At 64.1% G+C, this 20071-nt stretch carries 14 protein-coding genes; 7 read left to right on the forward strand and 7 right to left on the reverse strand.

What is annotated here, in order from left to right:
- Positions 1-42: 42 nt before the first annotated feature.
- The 4 genes from panD to FFS45_RS27710 form a co-directional block, all read right to left on the reverse strand.
- Positions 43-429: an aspartate 1-decarboxylase gene (panD, locus tag FFS45_RS27695; protein WP_137957828.1), complete on the reverse strand. Its 387-nt coding sequence runs from the start codon at positions 427-429 to the stop codon at positions 43-45.
- A gap of 70 nt (positions 430-499) precedes the next feature.
- Positions 500-1333 carry a pantoate--beta-alanine ligase gene (panC, locus tag FFS45_RS27700; protein WP_137957829.1) on the reverse strand — a complete coding sequence of 278 codons (834 nt, stop codon included), beginning with the start codon at positions 1331-1333 and terminating at the stop codon, positions 500-502.
- Between the two features lie 213 nt (positions 1334-1546).
- Complete coding sequence (locus FFS45_RS27705; protein ID WP_137957830.1) at positions 1547-2419, reverse strand: ScpA family protein; 873 nt, start codon at positions 2417-2419, stop codon at positions 1547-1549.
- 2 nt (positions 2420-2421) lie between these two features.
- Entirely contained in the window at positions 2422-2607 is a 186-nt protein-coding gene (locus tag FFS45_RS27710; RefSeq protein ID WP_090686922.1) for a DUF3460 family protein, read from the reverse strand.
- 273 nt (positions 2608-2880) lie between these two features.
- On the opposite strand from FFS45_RS27710, the gene FFS45_RS27715 reads away from it, so the two are divergent.
- Together FFS45_RS27715 and FFS45_RS27720 are read left to right on the forward strand one after the other, a co-directional pair.
- Positions 2881-4713: an autotransporter assembly complex family protein gene (locus FFS45_RS27715; protein ID WP_249362957.1), complete on the forward strand. Its 1833-nt coding sequence runs from the start codon at positions 2881-2883 to the stop codon at positions 4711-4713.
- Positions 4714-4754: 41 nt separating this feature from the next.
- Complete coding sequence (locus FFS45_RS27720) at positions 4755-8930, forward strand: translocation/assembly module TamB domain-containing protein (protein WP_137957831.1); 4176 nt, start codon at positions 4755-4757, stop codon at positions 8928-8930.
- Positions 8931-9077: 147 nt separating this feature from the next.
- Here the strand turns inward: FFS45_RS27720 and metG are convergent, their stop codons facing one another.
- Positions 9078-11234: a methionine--tRNA ligase gene (metG, locus tag FFS45_RS27725; RefSeq protein ID WP_137957832.1), complete on the reverse strand. Its 2157-nt coding sequence runs from the start codon at positions 11232-11234 to the stop codon at positions 9078-9080.
- A 366-nt stretch (positions 11235-11600) separates the two neighbouring features.
- On the reverse strand, positions 11601-12254 hold the full coding sequence (locus FFS45_RS27735) for an OmpA family protein (protein WP_137957834.1): 654 nt from the start codon (positions 12252-12254) through the stop codon (positions 11601-11603).
- 331 nt (positions 12255-12585) lie between these two features.
- Between FFS45_RS27735 and apbC the strand changes: the two genes are divergently transcribed.
- The 5 genes from apbC (at position 12586) to FFS45_RS27760 (ending at position 18343) form a co-directional block, all read left to right on the forward strand.
- Complete coding sequence (gene apbC / locus FFS45_RS27740) at positions 12586-13674, forward strand: iron-sulfur cluster carrier protein ApbC (RefSeq protein ID WP_137957835.1); 1089 nt, start codon at positions 12586-12588, stop codon at positions 13672-13674.
- A gap of 130 nt (positions 13675-13804) precedes the next feature.
- A complete protein-coding gene (locus tag FFS45_RS27745) occupies positions 13805-14338 on the forward strand; it encodes a superoxide dismutase family protein (protein WP_137957836.1) in 534 nt (177 codons plus the stop codon).
- Positions 14339-14679: 341 nt separating this feature from the next.
- Complete coding sequence (gene dcd / locus FFS45_RS27750; protein WP_090686908.1) at positions 14680-15249, forward strand: dCTP deaminase; 570 nt, start codon at positions 14680-14682, stop codon at positions 15247-15249.
- An 89-nt stretch (positions 15250-15338) separates the two neighbouring features.
- Positions 15339-17627, forward strand: a complete 2289-nt coding sequence (locus FFS45_RS27755; protein ID WP_137957837.1) for an arginine/lysine/ornithine decarboxylase — start codon at positions 15339-15341, stop codon at positions 17625-17627.
- A gap of 59 nt (positions 17628-17686) precedes the next feature.
- Positions 17687-18343, forward strand: a complete 657-nt coding sequence (locus FFS45_RS27760) for a lysozyme inhibitor LprI family protein (protein WP_249362960.1) — start codon at positions 17687-17689, stop codon at positions 18341-18343.
- Between the two features lie 83 nt (positions 18344-18426).
- Here FFS45_RS27760 and FFS45_RS27765 read toward each other — a convergent pair whose 3' ends face one another.
- Positions 18427-19350 carry a bestrophin family ion channel gene (locus FFS45_RS27765; RefSeq protein ID WP_137957839.1) on the reverse strand — a complete coding sequence of 308 codons (924 nt, stop codon included), beginning with the start codon at positions 19348-19350 and terminating at the stop codon, positions 18427-18429.
- Between the last annotated feature and the right edge of the window lie 721 nt (positions 19351-20071).

A 20071-nucleotide genomic window follows, 5' to 3' on the forward strand; every position in this document is an offset into this window, starting at 1 on the left:
TGAGCCGCCTGTCTGGCCGGCGCCCCACCGCGCCTCAGGTTTTCAGGTCCAGCTCTGGGTCGGCACGTGGTCGCGGCTGCCCTTGATCTTGTTGTTATCGTCGACGAACACCAGATCCGGTTTCCAGCCTGCCTTCAGCTCGGCCTCTTCCACCGTCGCAAATGCCGCGATGATCACCAGATCGCCCAGTTGTGCACGCCGCGCCGCCGAGCCGTTCAGCGAAATCATGCCGCTGCCGCGCTCACCCTTGATCGCGTAGGTCGAGAAGCGCTCGCCGTTATTGATATTCCAGATGTCGATGCGTTCGTTCTCGACGATATTCGCGGCTTCCAGCAGATCCTCGTCGATCGCGCACGAGCCTTCGTAGTGCAGCTCGCAGTGCGTGACGGCGACGCGATGAATCTTCGATTTCAGCATGTGGCGTTGCATGACCGTTCCCTATGAGTCCTTTTTTGGGGTGTTTGGGGTGTTGTGGCGCGCTCCTGACCGGTCAGGAGCGTCAGATTTCGAGGTTGTCGATGAGGCGCGTGGCGCCCAGCTTGGCCGCGGCAAGCACGACGAGCGGTGCGTCGGTGTCCTGCGCGGTGGGCGGCAGCAGGTTCGAGCGCTTGCGCACGGCGATGTAGTCGGGCTGCCAGCCGCGAGCGGCGAGCGCGGCCATGGCTTCGCGCTCGATGGCCGCGAAATCGCGATTGCCGGCCAGTACGGCGTCACGCACCCGGTTCAGCTCGGCCGCGAGTTTCGGCGCTTCGGCGCGCTCGGCCGCCTGCAGGTAGCGGTTGCGCGAGCTGAGTGCGAGGCCGTCGGTGTCGCGCACGGTTTCGGCGGCGACGATTTCGGTCGGCAACGCGAACTGCTGGCACATCTGCCGCACGATCATCAACTGCTGGTAGTCCTTCTTGCCGAACACCGCGACGCGCGGCTGGACGCACGACATCAGCTTCATCACCACCGTACACACGCCCTGGAAGAAGCCCGGGCGGAACTCGCCTTCGAGGATGTCGCCCAGATCGTGCGGCGGATGCACGCGGTATTCCTGCGGCTCCGGATACAGGTCGCGCTCGGTCGGCGCGAACAGCACGTAGACGTTTTCCTTTTGCAGCTTCTCGATATCGGCTTCGAGCGTGCGCGGATACTTGTCGAAATCCTCGTTCGGCCCGAATTGCAAACGGTTGACGAAAATGCTCGCCACCACCGGGTCGCCGTGCTGGCGCGCGAGGCGCATCAACGAAAGATGGCCCTCGTGCAGATTGCCCATCGTCGGGACGAACGCAGTGCGGTTCTGGCCGCGCAACTGGTCGCGCAATTCGTGGATCGAGCTGATGACTTTCATGATCGGACGGTGTTTTCCTCGCGCGGTGCGGGGCCTCGGCGGGCACAGAAATGGTGCATGCCGCCCCATTTGGCCCGTCAGGCTCCCGTCCCGGTGATGACTGGTTCGGAGCGCGGGATTGTAGTGGATTTGTGACCTGGGCGCACCGAAACGAGGCGTGCCTCTAGCGTGCGCTCAAACCGGCAGTTCAGGCTGGTAACCCGGGAGGGCAGCTCAGGCCGGCAAATAAGCGAGCCGCACGTAGATCGGCGCGAACGGTTCGGCCTGGGTGATCTCGATCAGCGATTCGCGCGACAGTTCCAGCATGGCAATGAAGTTGACCACCACCACCGGCACGCCGCGCGAGACGTCGAACAGCTCCGAGAATTCCATGAAGCGCGCATTCTGCAGGCGGCGCAGGATCACGCTCATATGTTCGCGCACGGACAGCTCTTCACGCGAAATCCTGTGGTGCTGCACGAGCTTGGCGCGCTTGATCACGTCCGCCCATGCGGCGCGCAGGTCTTCGCTGTTCACGTCCGGGAAACGGGGCGTGATGCTTTGCTCGATATAGACGTCGGCGCGCAGGAAGTCGCGGCCCAGTTGCGGCAAGTGGTCGATGCGCTGCGCGGCGAGCTTCATCTGCTCGTATTCGAGCAGGCGCCGCACGAGTTCGGCGCGCGGGTCTTCGGCTTCTTCGCCGGTGTCGGCCTTCTTGACCGGCAGCAGCATGCGCGACTTGATCTCGATCAGCATGGCCGCCATCAGCAGATATTCGGAGGCGAGTTCCAGATTGGTCCGCCGCAACTGCTCGACATAGCCGAGATACTGCGTGGTGACATCCGCCATGGGGATGTCGAGCACGTTGAAGTTCTGCTTGCGGATCAGGTACAGCAGCAGGTCCAGCGGGCCTTCGAACGTTTCGAGGAAGACTTCGAGTGCGTCCGGCGGGATGTACAGGTCTGTCGGCAGCTTGAAGAGCGGCTCGCCGTACAGGCGCGCGAAGGCAATACCGTCGACGGTGTCGGGCGTCGAATCGGTCGCGGGCGCGGCGAGCGCAGCGTCGGGCTGCGCCTTTGCGGCGCGGGCCTCGTCGGCGGTGCTCACGCCTAGAAGTTCTGGTAGTACTGGTAGGCGGTCTGTTGCACGCGCGAGGCTTGCTGCTCAGCGCGTTCTTCGAGGTCGATCGGCTGCTTGTCCCACAGCAGCGAGCGGCCACGGCGCTGTTCCGCCTCCAGATTGGGCTTTTGTTGCTTCAGCTGATTCAGGAATTGCGTGATGTCCGATTGATACATGGCTCAACGTCCGTGATAGGGAAGTGGCGGCGGCCGGCGAGGCCGTCGCGCGTGTCGAGCGCAATTTTACCGCAAGCGCCGCCCGCGGGCGAAAAACGCGCGGAACATCGGCCCGCCGGCCGACTCCGAGCCGCGCAGGGCGCAGGCAGGCCCTTGCGCGCCAATTTCAAGATGATGGCGGGGCGGCCTCAATGTGGTCAAATAGCGAGCTTGCCGGCGCTGCAGCAGCCGGCAAGCGGAATCATTCATCAACAACGGCCGCGGAGGTCCTGTTTGGCGGGTTGTGCGATCGAACCGTCGCGTGTGCGGCATGGCAAACCGGGTGTGCGGCAGGGGCGGCTCGCGTGCAGCGCGCCCGGTGCGACGCGGATGCTGCGTGCATGGCTCGCGTTCGGCCTGGTCTGGCTGGCATTGACCGCAACAGAGGCACGCGCGGCGTATAAGGTCGATATCGAGGCCTCGCCGCGCGCCGTGCGCAAGCTCCTTGAGGAGCATCTGGATATTGCCCGCTTCGCCAAGCGCGACGATATCAGCGACGACCAGTTCGGCTTTCTCGTTACCGCTACCCCGCAGCAGGTGCGCGACCTGACCGCCACGGCGGGCTATTTCTCGCCGGTGGTGCGCACCGATGTACGTACCATCGACGGCAAGAAGCGTGTCACCGTGAGCGTCGATCCCGGTCCGCAAACCACCATTTCAGCGGTCGACCTGTCGTTCAGGGGGCCGGTGCTGACCGAAGACCCGGGCCAGCAGAATGCCACCCGCTTCGCCTTTTCGCTGCATCAGGGCGATCCGTTCTCGCAGGCAGGCTGGGACGATGCCAAGAATGCCGCGCTCAAGGCGCTGCAGGCGCGCCGCTATGTGGCCGCGAAGATCGCCCATTCCGAGGCGCGTATCGATCCGCGTACGCACGAGGCGAAGCTCTCCGTCACCTTCGATAGCGGGCCGACCTTCACGATGGGCAAGCTCGAAGTGTCCGGCACGCGGCGCTATCCCGAGCAGATCGTCGACAACGTGAACCCGATTTCGGTCGGTGCGATCTACGACGTGCAGCGTGTCGCGGAATTGCAGCGTCAGTTGCAGAACACGCCTTACTACGCGAGCGTCGCCATCGACGTCGCCAACGACCCCAGCAAGCCCATCGAGACGCCGGTGCGCGTGAAGGTCAGCGAGTACCCGTACAACAGCATCCGCGGCGGGGTGGGTTATGCGACCGACACCGGTCCGCAGTTGCAGGGCAATTACGCCTACCTGAACACCTTCGGCGCGGCCTGGCCGTTCTCGGTGGGCGGACGGATCGACCAGATCGAACAGTTCGGCCAGATCCAGCTTTCGATGCCGCCGTGGCGGCGCGCCTGGACCAACAGCGTGCTGGCGTCCTATACGACCACCGACGTGTCGGACACGCGCATCTACAGTATCCGCGCCGGGGTGCAGACCACCCGCACCTCGCAGTTTCTCGACTACGGCTACTCGATCCTCTACTACCAGGACCGGCTCGACCAGAACGCCGTCGGTCCGACCACCAGCCGCGCCCTGGTGCCGGCGTGGTCGTGGACCCGCCGCAATACGGACGACCCGCTGTTCCCGCGCTCCGGCAACCTGGTGCACCTCGAGGCGGGCTTCGCGATCAAGGGCGTGGCGACCGATCAAACCTTCGGCCGCGCCTATGCGCGTGGCCAGCAGTACTTTCCGATCGGCAAGGAAGACCTGCTTCTGTTCCGCGCTGAACTGGGCGGCGTGTTCACGGCCGGCAGCTCGAGCGGTATCCCGGCTTCGCTGCTGTTCCGCGCGGGCGGCTCGAACTCGGTGCGGGGCTACGGCTATCAGAGCATCGGTAACAACGTCGACGGCTCGATACTGCCCACCAAGTACCTGATGACCGGCACGACTGAATATCAGCACTGGTTCAACCACGACTGGGGGGGCGCGGTGTTCTTCGACATCGGCACTGCCACCGACACGTGGCACGAGAAAGTGTTTTACCCCGGCGTGGGCTTCGGCGCGCGCTGGCGCAGTCCGGTCGGCCCGGTGAACGTCGACCTCGCGTATGGAATTCGCAACAGGGACGTGCGGCCTTACCTGACGCTGGGCATCGCCTTCTGATTTTTTGAGCTTATTTTTGACCTGATTCGCATGGTTCGAGTATGACGACGGACGCTTCCGCCAACCCGCCTTCGCAGACGCCCGGTGACGCTACGCCGGGCGGTCCTGACACGCCTCCTCCCGCGCGCCGCGGGCGGCGGCTGTGGAAGGCGCTCGCATGGGCGATGGGCGTGCCGGTGCTGCTCGTCGCGCTCGCAGTCGGGCTTTTGTATGGCGCGGTGGTGACCGAGCGCGGCACCGCCTACGCGTGGCAAGGCGCCGTCAAGCTGCTCGGCGGCCGGCTCTCCGGCAAGCTGGAAGGCGGCGCGCTGGCCACTGGTTTGCGCTTGCGCCAGCTCGAGTGGCGCAGTTTCGATGGCAGCGGCACCGATATCAAGATCGACACCATCGACGGACGCTGGGCGCTGACGAGCCGGCCGTGGCGTTTTGCGGTCGACTATCTGCATATCGGCACGATCGACGCGCGCATCGGCTCGTCAGGGGCGCCGAGCAGCGGGCCGATGAGCTTGCCGCACGACTTGCGCCTGCCCATGCAACTGGAAGTGCGCGATCTGCAGGTCGGCACGCTGCTGCTGCACGAAGGCGGTTCGACTACAGAGTTTTCGCACTTCCTGTTTCATGGCCGCAGCGATGGTGTGCATCACGAGGCCGCGATCGAGCGTCTCGACACGCCGTTCGGCGCCGTGACGGCGGCAGCCAAGCTCGACGGCGTGCGGCCGTTCGCGCTCACTGGCGACATCGGTTATGCCGGCAAGGTCAACGAGGAGCCGGTGCAGGTGGGCGGCCATTTGAGCGGTACGCTCGAAACGCTGGTCGCCGAGCTCGATGCGAGCGGCATGAAGCTTGCCGGTCACGCGCGCGTCGAGGCGACGCCGTTTTCGGAGGTGCCGCTGCAACGCGCCACGCTGACTTTCGATCACGTGAATCCGCAAGCGTTCGCACCGGGCGCGCCGCTTGCCGATCTGGCCGTGCGGGCGGAGTTGCAGCCGGTGGTGGGGGAGGGGGCGGGTGTGGCGGTACCGGCCTCGCATGAAGCTGCACCGGTGCTCGCAAAGCCTGCCGCTGGCTTCGTGGTGGCAGGCCAGGTGTCGATCGTCAATGCGAAGCCCGGCGCCATCGACGAGCATCTGCTGCCGCTCATCGACGCGCATGCCGATGTGCGGCTCGACGCCCACGCCCAGAGCATCTCGAATCTGAACCTGCGCCTCGTCAAGAGCGCCACGGTGACGGGGGCGGGCTCGCTGTCCGGCAAGCACGGCAAGCTCGATCTGCAGGTGGCCGGTCTCGACCTGAATGCGCTGGAAGCGAGCGTGCGGCCCACTCAGCTCGCCGGACCGATCGGTCTTCGCCTGAACGACGATGTGCAGAGCATCACGCTCGATCTGGCCGACCCGAAGGCGGGCCTGCGTGCACAGGGCAAGGTGATTTTCGACCCGGCGCGCACGAGCTTTAACGACGTGCGCATCACCTCGGGCCGGGGCCGCATCGACCTGTCCGGCGCGATCAAGCACGATGCGAACTCCACTTACAACCTCAAGGCGCAACTGACCGATTTCGATCCCCTCGGACTCACCTCGCAGATGCCTTCGCGGACTCCCGCCAGCGCACCGGGAAGTGCAACAAAAAGCGCACCTAAAGACCAAACCAAGAGCGCCACGGCGAACGCCAGGCCACATGCCGAGACGAAGTCCGCGGCAACAAAACGAACCACCCCGGCTGCGGCGAGCAGGATCGAGGCGCGCGTGAACGGCACGCTGAACGCGGCCGGCGTTCTCGGCCCCACCTTCACGACCAAGGCCGACTTCAAGCTCGGCGAAAGCGTCTACGACGGCTTGCCGTTGACGGGCGGCGGCACGATCCAACTGGCCGGTTCGCGGATTCTGCCGAGCCGGGCGAGCCTCTCGGTGGCCGGCAACCAGGTCGATCTGCAAGGCAGCTTCGGCGCGCCGGGCGACCGGCTGCGCTTTCGTGTCGACGCGCCGGAACTCGAGCGGCTTGGCTTTGGCCTCGCGGGCGCGATGGCCGCCGATGGCGACGTGACCGGATCGTTCGCGCATCCGAATGTCGTGCTGAACTACAAGGCCGATAGCATCGTGTTCGGCGCCAACCGCCTCGGCCATGCGGAAGGCCACGCCGAACTGCGCGATGGCGCGAACGGCGCGATGGTCTTCACCACCGATGCCCGCGACCTGAGCGCCGAAGGCGTCGAACTCGCGACGCTGAGCGCGCACCTGAACGGCACCCGCGCCAAACACACGTTCGAAGCGCAGGCGGTCGGCAAGGTCTATCAGCGCCCGCTCGATGTCACGCTCGCGGCCAACGGACGCCTGTCCGACACCCGCGAAGGCACCCGCTGGGACGGCACCGTGACGCAACTGCAGAACCGCGGCACCCCGGCGCTCAATCTCGAAACGCCGCTCACAGTGAGCGCCGCGCCGAACCACGTCACGCTCGGCGCGACCCGCCTCACGCTGGAAGGCGCGGTGCTCGACCTGAAGTCGTTCGCGCTGGATCACGGACGCATCCAGTCGACCGGTTCGTTGACCAATATCTCGCTCGCTCGCCTGCTCGCGCTGCAGCAGGAGATTACCGGCCAGCCGCCGCCCGTCAAAACCGATCTGGTGTTCGACGGCGACTGGGATTTCGCGCTCGGCAACACCGCGAGCGGCCATATCCAGCTCAAGCGCCGCGGCGGTGACGTGACGGTTGAGATCGGCAGCGGACTCGCGTCGCTGGGTGTGACCGATCTGGGAGCGCGCGCCGATTTCAGCGCCGGCAATCGCGTGAATGCCACCGTGCATGCGCAGGCGAGCCGGATCGGCGTGATCGACGCCGACGCCCACACCATGCTGGCGATGACCGACGGCGTGCTCGGCATCAACGAGGAGGCGCCGCTCACCGGCAATGTGACCGCCAACGTGCCCTCGCTGAAAACGACGGGCGGCCTGTTCGGTCCCAGCTATGTGCTCGACGGGCATCTCGCGCTGAAGCTTGCGCTGGGCGGCACGGTAGCCAAGCCGAACCTGTCGGGCTCGCTGATCGGCGACGGCCTATCGGCCACCATGGTCGACCAGGGCGTGCAGTTGAAGGACGGCGTGATTCGCATCGCGCTTTCGCAGAATCTGGTCGACTTCCAGCAGGTGGAATTCCACGGTGGCAGCGGCACGCTGCGCGCCACCGGCAAGGTGCGCCTTGACGGTTCGGAGCCCGATTTGACGGCGAGCATCGTGGCCGACAAGCTCGAACTGTTCGCTTCGCCGGACCGCAAGCTGTCGCTGTCCGGCAGCGCCACGGTGGCAAATGGCGGACACCTCGGCGCGATGGATATCAACGGCAAGTTCACGGTCGACCACGCCCTGTTCGACCTGCCGGAACAGGCTGCGCCCAAGCTCGGCGACGATGTGGTGGTCGTGCGCCCTGACGGCACCGTTCCCGGCGAGACGGCGCCGGGCGTGCCTGCCGCCGACAAGCCGGTGGGGCGCTTCGCACCGCACGCCAGCATCGACATCGATCTCGGCAAGGATTTCCGTTTCCGCGGCCAGGGCGCGGATCTCGGCCTGACCGGCACGATTACCGCCCTGAGCGCACCGGATCAGCCGCTGCGCGCGGTCGGCAACGTGCGCGTGACCGAAGGGTCCACCTACACCGCGTTCGGGCGCAAGCTCGGCATCGAAAACGGCTTCTTCACCTTCAACGGACCGGTGGCGAATCCGGGCATCAACATTCTCGCCATGCGCCGCAACCAGCAGGTCGAGGCCGGCGTGCAGGTGACCGGCACGGTGGATGCGCCGGTCGCCAAGCTCGTGTCGGAGCCGAATGTGGCGGACAACGAAAAGCTCTCGTGGCTGCTGTTCGGTCACGGCACCGACCAGGGCAACAACCTGGGACAGCAAAGCACGATGACGACCGCTCTCGCCTTGCTCGGCAATGCCAGCGGCAAGCGGATTGCGCAGACCTTCGGCCTTGATGAGTTCTCGATCGGCACCAGCGATGTCGGGCTGACCGACCCTCAGGTGGTGATGGTGTCGAAGGCGCTGAGCCAGTGGCTGGTGCTCGGTTATGAGCAAGGGCTGCAGTCCGCCAGCAACGCCTTCAAGGCCACGGTCAACCTGACGCGCTACTGGTCGGTGGTCGCTTACGGCGGCACCTTCCAGGGGGCGACGCTGCTGTACACGCGGCGTTTCGACCGCTGGCCGTGGAGCGGTGCACGGCAGTAGCGGCTATAGCGGCAGTAGCGGGCCAGTTCATCGTCCCGATGCAGTCGCAATAAGGCCGCAATATGGCCGCAACAAGGTCCCAATAAGCAAAAAGCACGTCGATGACGTGCTTTTTGCATTTCCGGCAGCGCGGCGAGCGCCGCAGCTTTACTTGACGCGCATGCCCGGCTTGGCGCCGCTGTGCGGTTCAAGGATGTAGAGGCCCGGCTCGGCCTTCTCGTCGGTCGCCGATGCGGCCAGCACCATTCCTTCGGACAGGCCGAACTTCATCTTGCGCGGCGCGAGGTTGGCGACCATCACCGTCAGCTTGCCGATCAGTTGCTCCGGCTGATAGGCCGACTTGATGCCGGAGAAGACGTTACGGGTCTTCTCCTCGCCGACATCGAGCGTCAGTTGCAGCAGCTTGTCCGAGCCGTCCACCGCGCGGCAGTCGACGATTTTGGCGATACGCAGATCGATCTTCGCAAAGTCGTCGATCGAGACGATGCCGGAGCCGTCGTCTTCGTCACCTGTCTTTGCTGCCGGAGCCGCTGCCTTTGCGTTGGACCTGGTCTTTGCCGCAGCGGGCGCCGCTGCTTCAGCCGCTTGCAGCGAATCGCGGTTTGCCGCCAGCAGCGCTTCGATCTGCTTGGGATCGACGCGCGTCATCAGGTGCTTGTACGCGTTGATCGGACGCTCGGAGCTGAGCGGCACCGCTGCATCGGCCCACTTCAGCGGCTCGATGCCGAGGAACGCCTCGACCGCTTCGGCGAGCTTCGGCAACACCGGCTTGAGCGCCAGCGACAGCAGGCGGAATGCTTCGACGCTGACACTGCAGGTTTCATGCAGCGCGACCGCATTGGCCGGGTCTTTCGCCTGATCCCACGGCTTGGCGGTGTCGACGTAGGCGTTGACCGCGTCGGCCAGGTCCATGGTCTGGCGCAGCGCGCGGTTGTACTCGCGCGCCTCGTAGTTGGCGGCGATCTGCGGGATCGCCGCGCGCAGCGTGTCGAGCAGCGGATGGTGCATCGCGCTGTCCTGGATGCGGCCGTCGAAACGCTTGATCAGGAAACCCGCCGCGCGGCTCGCGATGTTCACGTACTTGCCGACCAGATCGCTGTTCACGCGCGCCTGGAAGTCGTCGAGGTTCAGGTCGAGGTCTTCCATCGTGCTGTTGAGCTTGGCGGCGAAGTAGTAGCGCAGCCATTCCGGATTGAGGCCCGTGTCGATCACGCTTTGCGCGGTGATAAAGGTGCCGCGCGACTTCGACATCTTCGCGCCGTCCACCGTCAGGAAGCCGTGCGCGAACACGTTGGTCGGCGTGCGATGGCCCGAGAATTCGAGCATCGCCGGCCAGAACAGCGTGTGGAAGTACAGGATGTCTTTGCCGATGAAGTGGTACTGCTCCGCCGTCGAACCCTTGCCGACCCACGCGTTGAAATCGATTCCGCGCTTCTCGGCGAGGTTCTTGAAGCTCGCGTAGTAGCCGACCGGCGCATCCAGCCACACGTAGAAGTACTTGCCGGGCGCGCCGGGAATCTCGAAGCCGAAGTACGGTGCGTCACGCGAGATGTCCCAGTCGGCGAGCTTGGCTTCGCCGGCGTCGCCGAGCCATTCGCGCATCTTGTTGGTGGCTTCCTGCTGAGCGAGACCGCCCACCCAGCCGCGCAGGAAATTCTCACAGCGCGGATCGGACAGGCGGAAGAAGTAGTGCGTCGAGGTCTTGCGGATCGGCGTGGCGCCGGACACGACCGAGTAGGGGTTGAGCAGCTCGGTTGGCTGGTAAGTCGAGCCGCAGACCTCGCAGTTGTCGCCATACTGGTCTTTCGCGCCGCACTTCGGGCACTCGCCCTTGATGAAGCGGTCCGGCAGGAACATTTCCTTGACCGGGTCATACGCCTGTTCGATATCGCGCGCCTCGATCAGGCCCGCGTCCTTGAGCGCCGTGTAGACGGATTCGCTCAGCACGCGGTTCTCTTCCGAGTCGGTCGAGTAGTAATTGTCGAAGGAAATACCGAAGCTGTCGAAATCGCGCTTGTGCTCCTGCCAGACGCGGTCGATCAGCTGCTTCGGCGTGATGCCTTCCTTTTCCGCCCGCAGCATGACCGGCGTGCCGTGCGTGTCGTCGGCGCCGACGTAGTAGACCTCGTGCCCGTGCATTCGGAGCGTCCGGACCCAGATGTCCGTCTGGATATATTCGACCAGATGGCCGATATGAATTTGCCCGTTCGCATAGGGAAGGGCCGACGTGACGAGAATCTGGCGGCGGCCGGACGGCGCGCCTGCGGGGAGACCCGCGCGGAGATCGTTAGCGGATGCTGACATAGGGATGATGAGGGCTTGCAGAGACGAAACTACGATTCTAGCAGGGCGGCCGCGGCAAGCTGCGCCAGCCGCTCCCGCCTTGGTGCGCGGAGCCGGCACCAAAAAAAACCGGGGCTATGGGCCCCGGAGCAACAACGACAAGAGGAGAATGGTGCCGCGGCGGCAAAGCCAACCACGTACCGTAATGACAGACAGCGGATTTTCCGGAGAGTTCGAAATTTTTTTCGGCTCTTTTTCGGCCCTTTTTCAGGCCGCCTTCGTACCGTTTACCGGGTGTTTCAGCCGTTCGTCAGACGGGGGAGTACACGGGCCGCGACTTGCGATACACCCATGCTCCCACCGCACCATTGCCCCGCGTGCTAGCCGTTAACCGCCTGCGTGTTGCGCCGTGGCGCGCAGGTAGATTTCCACGCGGCGGTTCGCGGCGCGACCGGCTTCCGTATTGTTGTCAGCAACCGGGTTATTCTGCCCCATGCCTTGTGCCGACAGGCGCTGCGGATTGATGCCGCGCTGGCCCAGATAGCCGGTCACGCTTTGCGCGCGGTTCACCGACAACGTCTGGTTGTAGTCCGGCGAACCGGTGCTGTCCGTATAGCCGACCACTTGCGCGATCACTTCAGGATTCTGCGTCAGCGTCTGCGCCAGTTGATCCAGCACCGGCGCGAACGACGGCTTGACGGCGTAGCTGTTCGTGTCGAACGTCACCGAGCTTGGAATGTTCAGCTTCAGCGAGCCGTCCGGCTGCTCGGTGATCTGCGTGCCGGTGCCCTTGGTGGCGCCCGACAGCTTGTTGTGAATCGCTTGCCAGTTGTAGCCGGTGATGCCGCCGACCAGCGCGCCCGCACCCGCGCCGATTGCCGCACCCTTGCCGCCGCCGAAGATCGCGCCGATTGCGGCACCCGTGCCCGCACCGACGCCCGTACCCACGGCCGTGTTGGTGCCCTGTTGGGTGGCGCAGCCTGCCAGCAGCGAACCGGCTACGGCGAAGACTGCGAAGCGAGTCATGACTTTTGCGTTCATTTTGATTCCTCTTGATTATTGAAGCGGGTCGCTCCGATCGGAGAGCCCCATGCGGGCCGGCCCAAACGGAAACCGCGCAGAACCTACGCGAAAACGTTGCCGGACTTTGCTGCCTTCCGACAGTAAAGAAGGGTCTTCCGGCAAGGCCTGACGTCAGCCACTACAATGATGACTGAAGCACGCAGCGATACGACCCTGTGACCCGCTGCTGCCGAAGGTTGCCCGGCAAGGCTGGAATACGCAATGCCACATAACAATTTCTTTCAATTTCCGGCTGACGGTCGAAACTTTCGATTCCGCCGCGCCGCAAGTGTTCCCCAACGGAGTTTCAATGAGCATTGATCGGGCTTTGGTCGACGCCGCCCTTTCGTCCGTCGCTGACCCTAATACGGGGCGCCCGTTTGCGGCGGCCAAGAACTTCCGGAACGTCACCGTTGATGGTGCCACGGTTAGCGTCGAGGTGGTACTCGGCTATCCGGCCAAACGCCAGTTTGAAGCGATCCGCACGCTGGTGGGCGACGCGTTGCGCGCCGTGCCGGGTGTAGCGCAGGCGCAGGTGCAGGTGTCGCAGCAGGTGGCGGCGCATACCGTGCAACGCGGCGTGAAATTGCTGCCGAATGTGAAAAACATCATCGCGGTGGCGTCGGGCAAGGGTGGGGTCGGCAAGAGCACCACCGCTGTGAACCTCGCGCTGGCGCTGGCAAGCGAAGGGGCCTCGGTCGGGATTCTGGACGCCGACATCTACGGGCCGTCGCTGCCGATGATGCTCGGTATCGTGGGGCGTCCCGAGTCGGTGGACGGCCAGTCGATGAACCCGATGCGCGGCCACGGCGTGCAGGCCAATTCCATCGGCTTTCTGATCGAGCAGGACAACCCGATGGTCTGGCGCGGCCCGATGGCCACCTCCGCGCTCGAACAACTGCTGCGCCAGACCAACTGGCGAGACCTCGATTACCTGATCGTCGACATGCCGCCGGGTACCGGCGACATCCAGCTCACGCTGTCGCAGCGCGTACCGGTGACGGGCGCGGTGATCGTCACGACGCCGCAGGACATCGCATTGCTCGACGCAAAGAAGGGCCTCAAGATGTTCGAGAAAGTCGGCATTCCGATCCTCGGGATCGTCGAGAACATGGGCATCCATATCTGCTCGAACTGCGGCCATGAAGAGCATATCTTCGGCGCCGGCGGCGGCGAGCGCATGGCCAGCGAATATGGCGTCGAAGTGCTCGGCAGCCTGCCGCTCGACATCGCGATTCGCGAGCAGGCCGACTCCGGCCAGCCCACGGTCGTGGCGGATCCGGATGGCCGCATCGCAGAGATTTACCGCTCGATCGCGCGCAAGGTGGCGATCCATATCGCCGAGCGGGCCCGCGACATGACCTCGAAGTTTCCTAATATTGTCGTGCAGAACACCTGAGGCGCTTTGCAGAAGGCGCGTGACAGGAGGCGGAAGGCGTTGGACGCGCCTCCGCTCGCGGTATCATGTCGACTTCATCAGGTTCGGCTCGGCGACCGCAGGGGCGGCCGGCGGTCGACAAGAGGATCGCATGGGAAAACGAATCGACGGACAGGCGGTGCATGCGTTCATCGTCCTGGCTGCCAGCAGTGTGCTGCTATGCGGCTGCACTGCATTCCTGAGACCACAGGAAAAGCGCGCCGACGCACAACTACTGCCCACGGTAGGGAGTCAGGCGCGGGGTCTCGTCACGTTCATCGAGCGCTCGGACGGCGTGCAGGTGACCTACAACCTGACCGGCTTGCCACCCGATAGCGACCACGCGCTGCAAGTCCACGAGCGCGGCGACTGCAATGCGGCGGATGGCTCCAGCGTCGGCCCGGTGTTCTCGCCGGCGGCCGAGCGGCTGAAGATGGGTGCGCGGGTCGAGGGCGACCTCGGCAACATCCACGCGGATTCGACCGGCGTCGCCACCGGCTTCATCGTGGCCCCGGACGTCTCGCTCGACGGCATCCGTTCTGTGCTGCAACGCGCCGTGGTGTTGCATCGCGACGCCTCCGATCCTTACGCCTACCCGCAGCACGGCGCGGGTGCGCCGCTCGCATGCGGTGTGATTCGGCCGTAAGGCTGTTTGGCGCCCGCTCGCTTCATGGCGGTCAGCGCGGCCGTCAACCTTACGCTTGGCGCACACAGTGCCGAAAGGCCCGCTGTACAGACGGGCTTCGCTTCGCTGCGTTGCAGCAAGACAGGATGCTTTCCCTTCAAACCCCCGCGCCGGCATGGTTGCACGGTTTCCAGCGGCATCCAGAACGGATGGCGGCCATACTCCGGCGGCGCTTATTTGCCGCAGTTGCGGCAGCGGCGCGCTGATCGCGTAAAATAAGCGCCTTTCTTCCGGCAGCACGCGGCCCCACGGGCCCTGGCCGGACTTCACCCCGACTTGACGCGGCGAGCAGCGTACACAATATGACCATCAAATCCGACAAGTGGATCCGGCGCATGGCCGAATCGCACAAGATGATCGAGCCGTTTGTGCCCGATCAGGTGCGTCTTTCCGAGGACGGCCGGAAGATCGTCAGCTACGGCACCTCGAGCTACGGCTACGACATCCGCTGCGCGGACGAATTCAAGATCTTCACGAACATCAATTCGACGATTGTCGATCCCAAGAACTTTGACGAGAAGTCGTTTGTCGATTTCAAGGGCGATGTCTGCATCATCCCGCCGAACTCGTTCGCGCTGGCCCGTACGGTGGAGTATTTCCGCATCCCGCGCAGCGTCCTGACGGTGTGCCTGGGCAAGTCCACCTATGCCCGCTGCGGGATTATCGTCAACGTCACCCCGTTCGAACCGGAGTGGGAAGGGCACGTGACGCTCGAATTCTCAAATACGACACCTTTGCCTGCGAAAATCTACGCGAACGAAGGCGTCGCCCAGGTGCTGTTTTTCGAAAGCGACGAAATTTGTGAAACGTCGTACGCGGATCGCGGCGGCAAATACCAAGGTCAGCACGGCGTGACGTTGCCCAAAACGTGACGCCCGCAGCGCACTGACCCACCCGCAATACAGGTGACCGCTGCTCTTTACCAAAGAAGACAGCGGTCGTTCCTTTTGGAGAATCGCCCATGAAGTTTCGTTTCCCCGTCGTCATCATTGACGAAGATTTCCGTTCCGAGAACATCTCGGGTTCCGGCATCCGGGCTCTCGCCGAAGCAATCGAGAAGGAAGGCGCGGAAGTGCTCGGGCTGACGAGCTATGGCGACCTGACGTCTTTCGCGCAGCAGTCGAGCCGTGCCTCGTGCTTCATCCTGTCGATCGACGACGATGAACTGCTGCCGTACGTCGACAATGTCGCGGTGGAGGGTGACGAGACGCCCGAACTGGCCGCCGCGATCGTCGCACTGCGCGCGTTCGTGACCGAAGTGCGCCGCCGCAACGCCGACATTCCCATCTTCCTGTACGGTGAGACGCGCACCTCGCGCCACCTGCCGAACGACATCCTGCGCGAGCTGCACGGTTTCATCCACATGTTCGAGGACACGCCGGAGTTCGTCGCGCGCCACATCATCCGCGAGACCAAGGTCTACCTCGATTCGCTCGCGCCGCCGTTCTTCAAGGAACTGGTGCAGTACGCGGACGAAGGCTCGTACTCGTGGCACTGCCCGGGGCACTCGGGCGGCGTGGCGTTCCTGAAGAGCCCGCTCGGCCAGATGTTCCACCAGTTCTTCGGCGAGAACATGCTGCGCGCGGACGTCTGCAATGCCGTCGACGAACTCGGCCAGCTGCTCGATCACACCGGTCCGGTGGCCGCCTCCGAGCGCAACGCCGCGCGCATTTTCAGCGCCGACCACGTGTTCTTCGTGACCAACGGCACCTCGACCTCGAACAAGATCGTCTGGCACAGCACCGTTGCGCCGGACGACATCGTGCTGGTGGACCGTAACTGCCACAAGTCGATCCTGCACGCGATCATGATGACCGGTGCGATTCCGGTGTTCCTCACGCCGACACGCAATAACTTCGGCATCATCGGCCCGATTCCGCGCAGCGAGTTCGAGCCGGAGAACATCCGCAAGAAGATCGAGGCTAACCCGTTCGCCCGCGAGGCGCTCGCTAAGAACCCGGGCCTCAAGCCGCGCATCCTGACCATCACGCAGAGCACCTACGACGGCGTGATCTACAACGTCGAGATGATCAAGGAAATGCTCGGCGACTGGCTCGATACGCTGCACTTCGACGAAGCATGGCTGCCGCACGCCGAGTTCCACGAGTTCTATCAGGACATGCACGCGATCGGCGCGGGCCGTCCGCGCATCGGCGCACTGGTGTTCGCCACGCACTCCACGCACAAGCTGCTGGCCGGTATTTCGCAGGCTTCGCAGATCGTGGTGCAGGACTCGAAGAACAGCAGCTTCGACAAGCATCGCTTTAACGAAGCGTATCTGATGCACACCTCGACAAGCCCGCAGTACGCGATCATCGCATCGTGCGACGTGGCTGCAGCGATGATGGAAGCGCCGGGCGGCACCGCGCTGGTGGAAGAGTCGATTGCCGAGGCGCTCGATTTCCGCCGCGCGATGCGCAAGGTCGACGACGAATACGGTGACGACTGGTTCTTCAAGGTTTGGGGTCCGGAAGAATTCGCGGAAGAGGGCATTGGCTCGCGCGAAGACTGGATGCTGCGTCCGAACGACGCCTGGCACGGCTTCGGCCCGCTCGCCGACGGCTTCAACATGCTCGACCCGATCAAGGCGACCATCGTTACGCCGGGCCTCGACATGGACGGCGGCTTCGGCGAGACCGGCATTCCGGCGGCGATCGTCACGAAGTACCTGGCCGAGCACGGCATCATCGTCGAGAAGACCGGCTTGTATTCGTTCTTCATCATGTTCACGATCGGTATCACCAAGGGCCGCTGGAACTCGATGGTGACCGAGCTGCAGCAGTTCAAGGACGACTACGACAACAACCAGCCGCTGTGGCGCGTGCTGCCGAAGTTCGTTTCGCATCATCCGATGTACGAGCGCGTGGGTCTGCGCGATCTGTGCCAGCAGATCCACAGCGTCTACCGCGCCAATGACATCGCCCGCCTGACGACCGAGATGTACCTGTCGAGCATGGAGCCCGCCATGAACCCGTCCGACGCGTTCGCCAAGCTCGCGCACCGCGAGGTCGACCGGGTACCGATCGACGAACTCGAAGGCCGCGTCACGTCGATTCTGCTTACGCCGTATCCACCGGGTATTCCGCTGCTGATTCCGGGCGAGCGCTTCAACAAGACGATCGTCAATTACTTGCGCTTTGCGCGCGAGTTCAACGAGCGCTTCCCGGGCTTCCATACCGACATCCACGGTCTGGTCGGCGAGACCATCAACGGCCGCATCGAGTACTTCGTCGATTGCGTGCGCGGCTGAAGATGGGGCTGTTGCAACGGCTCGGCGGCGCCTGGACCCTGGCCGCCGCGGCGCTGCTGATGGTGGCTTCGACGCTGACGAGCGGCGCCCATGCCGAAGTGGCCGCAGCCGATCCGATCGACGCGGCCATGCGTGCGTGTCTGGCGCGCAGCGACATGTCGTCGACGGCGGGCCAGTTGCAGTGCATGGAGACGGCCCGTTTCGGCTGGCAGGCCGCCATGAATACCGCGTGGCAGCAGCTCATGGCGAAGCTGCCGCCCGCGCGGCGCAGGGCGTGGGAAGAGAGCCAGACGCGCTGGCAGGCATCGCGCGATGCGCAGGCGCCGCTGCTCGACGCGGTCTTCGCGACGACCCACGGCGCCATGTACCAGATGGCCGAAGCGGACATGCAATTGCAGCCAGTGCGTGATCGGGCGCTGGCGCTGCGCAGCGCGGCGGCCGGGGCGTCCACGGGTGCGGCTGCACCGGATCGCCCACGCGCATGTTCGGCAGATGCGATGTGCGAGCACGCGACTTTCGACATGAATCGCTACTACCGACGCCTGCAGACGAAGATGCCGGCGCGTGCCCGGCCCACTCTGGTACAGGCGCAGCGCGCGTGGAACGCCTATCTGGTTGCGGCGACGCCGGTAACTGACGAACACGGCCGCGTGGATATCATCGGCGCGCGGGTGGCGACGCTCAAGCGCTTGTCGGATACGGTGGGTAACGACTGAACGGACCGCGCGCGGCGGCGTCTGCCGGTGCCGCGGTCAGGTTGATTTTCTGCGCGTTCTGGGTGCGTCTTGGGGCGCGGGTATCAGTTGACGAGGAACTGCTCTTCTTCCGGGCCGGGGATGGCGAGGGCGGGTTCACCTAGCAGATCGCGCATGGCGTCCTCGATATAGACGGACATCATGGTGAGGGCGAGGTCGTTTTCGTCGGTGCCGAAGGGGTCCTCGAGCTGCGAGGCGATCGCCTCGTGAGCCATGAAGGCGTAGGCGACGAAGACGGAGAAAATGGGCGTAAAGATACCGACGCTTTCAACAAGCCCGAACGGCAGCGCCGCGCAGAAGAAGTAGACGGTGCGGTGGATCATCACCGAGTAGGCAAACGGCAGCGGCGTAGAACCGATACGCTCGCATCCGCCGATGACATCCGAGAGCGAATTCAGATTGCGATCGAAGGCCAGCACGGCCATGGGATCGATTGCGCCCGCGCGCGCCTGGCGTTGCACCCATTCGCCGAGCACGAGCATGAGGGTGGTGGGGCGGTAGCGCGACGCCATCACGCGCTCGAGCAACGGCGCGGGCAGGCGTGCGGCCAAATCTTCGTCTGGAGCGGTTTTACGGAGTTGATGCCGCAGCGCGTGGGGCAGGGCGCTGAGCACATGCGCGAATTGCTGGACTTCGTCGCTGGCGAGGGGCTCGCGGGGCAGCGTGAGGAGCTGGCGAGTCATGGAGCGCGTGTCGTTGAGGAGTTGTCCCCAGAGCTTGCGGGCTTCCCACCAGCGGTCGTAGCTGGCGTTGTTGCGGAAACCGAGGAAGACGGCGAGCGCGATACCGATCAGGGAGAACGGTGTTGTGCTGAGGTTGACTGTGATGTTGAAGAGGTGGTCGTGGATTGCCACTGCGGCGATGGAGATACCGACGATCAGGAACAGGCGTGGCAGCAGTTGCGGGAGGACGGAGCCGCGCCAGGCCAGCAGCATTCGGAACCAGTGGAGGTGGGGGCGGATGATCATCGGGGTTAGGGGCTTTTTTTTGACCTTTGGTCGGTGGGGGTATTATCGCTCGGGCAGTGTTGGTTTTGCTTTTGCTTTTGCCTTCGGCGTTTTGGTTGGTGGTCCTAGGGTGTTGGCCTTTCCTTGTTTTGCTTCTGGTCTATTAGCGTTGCCCCTGTGCGGGGCGGCACCTACTTTTCTTTGCCGCTGCAAAGAAAAGTAGGCAAAAGAAAGCGGGCTGCAACCGCCAGCTTGTAGTGAGCCATCTAGGTCTGCCACCGGGAACGGCCCAAGACAAGACCCGCTCTCGCACCACTCCCCTTGGTGACAAAGCATTCATCCGCTCCAGCGTCGCGCTGCGCGCCCCGCCGTTGGGCATAAGGGCTTCTTCAAGAAAATTAGGCATTCTAAGTATTCCAATCCCCTGCTTTCCCATGCAAACCCGTCCGCGACGCACGAAGTGCGGAGTGGGGTGGATGAGCGCTGTGCCACGAGGGAGGAGTTTGCGAGGGCGGGTCTCGTCTTGGGCCGTTTCCCGTGGCACACCGGGATGGCTCACTACAAGCTGGCGGTTGCAGCCCGCTTTCTTTTGCCTACTTTTCTTTGCGGCGGCAAAGAAAAGTAGGTGCTGTAGTGGCCTAATGAACCTGGACACCTCAAAAGGTAGACTTATAGCCAGACAGAGAGGTGTCAGATGGGAAGACGGGAATTCTCGGAGCAGTTCAAGGAAGATGCGGTCGAT

The organism is Burkholderia sp. 4M9327F10 (assembly GCF_005503145.1).
In the GTDB taxonomy this organism is placed as follows: domain Bacteria; phylum Pseudomonadota; class Gammaproteobacteria; order Burkholderiales; family Burkholderiaceae; genus Paraburkholderia.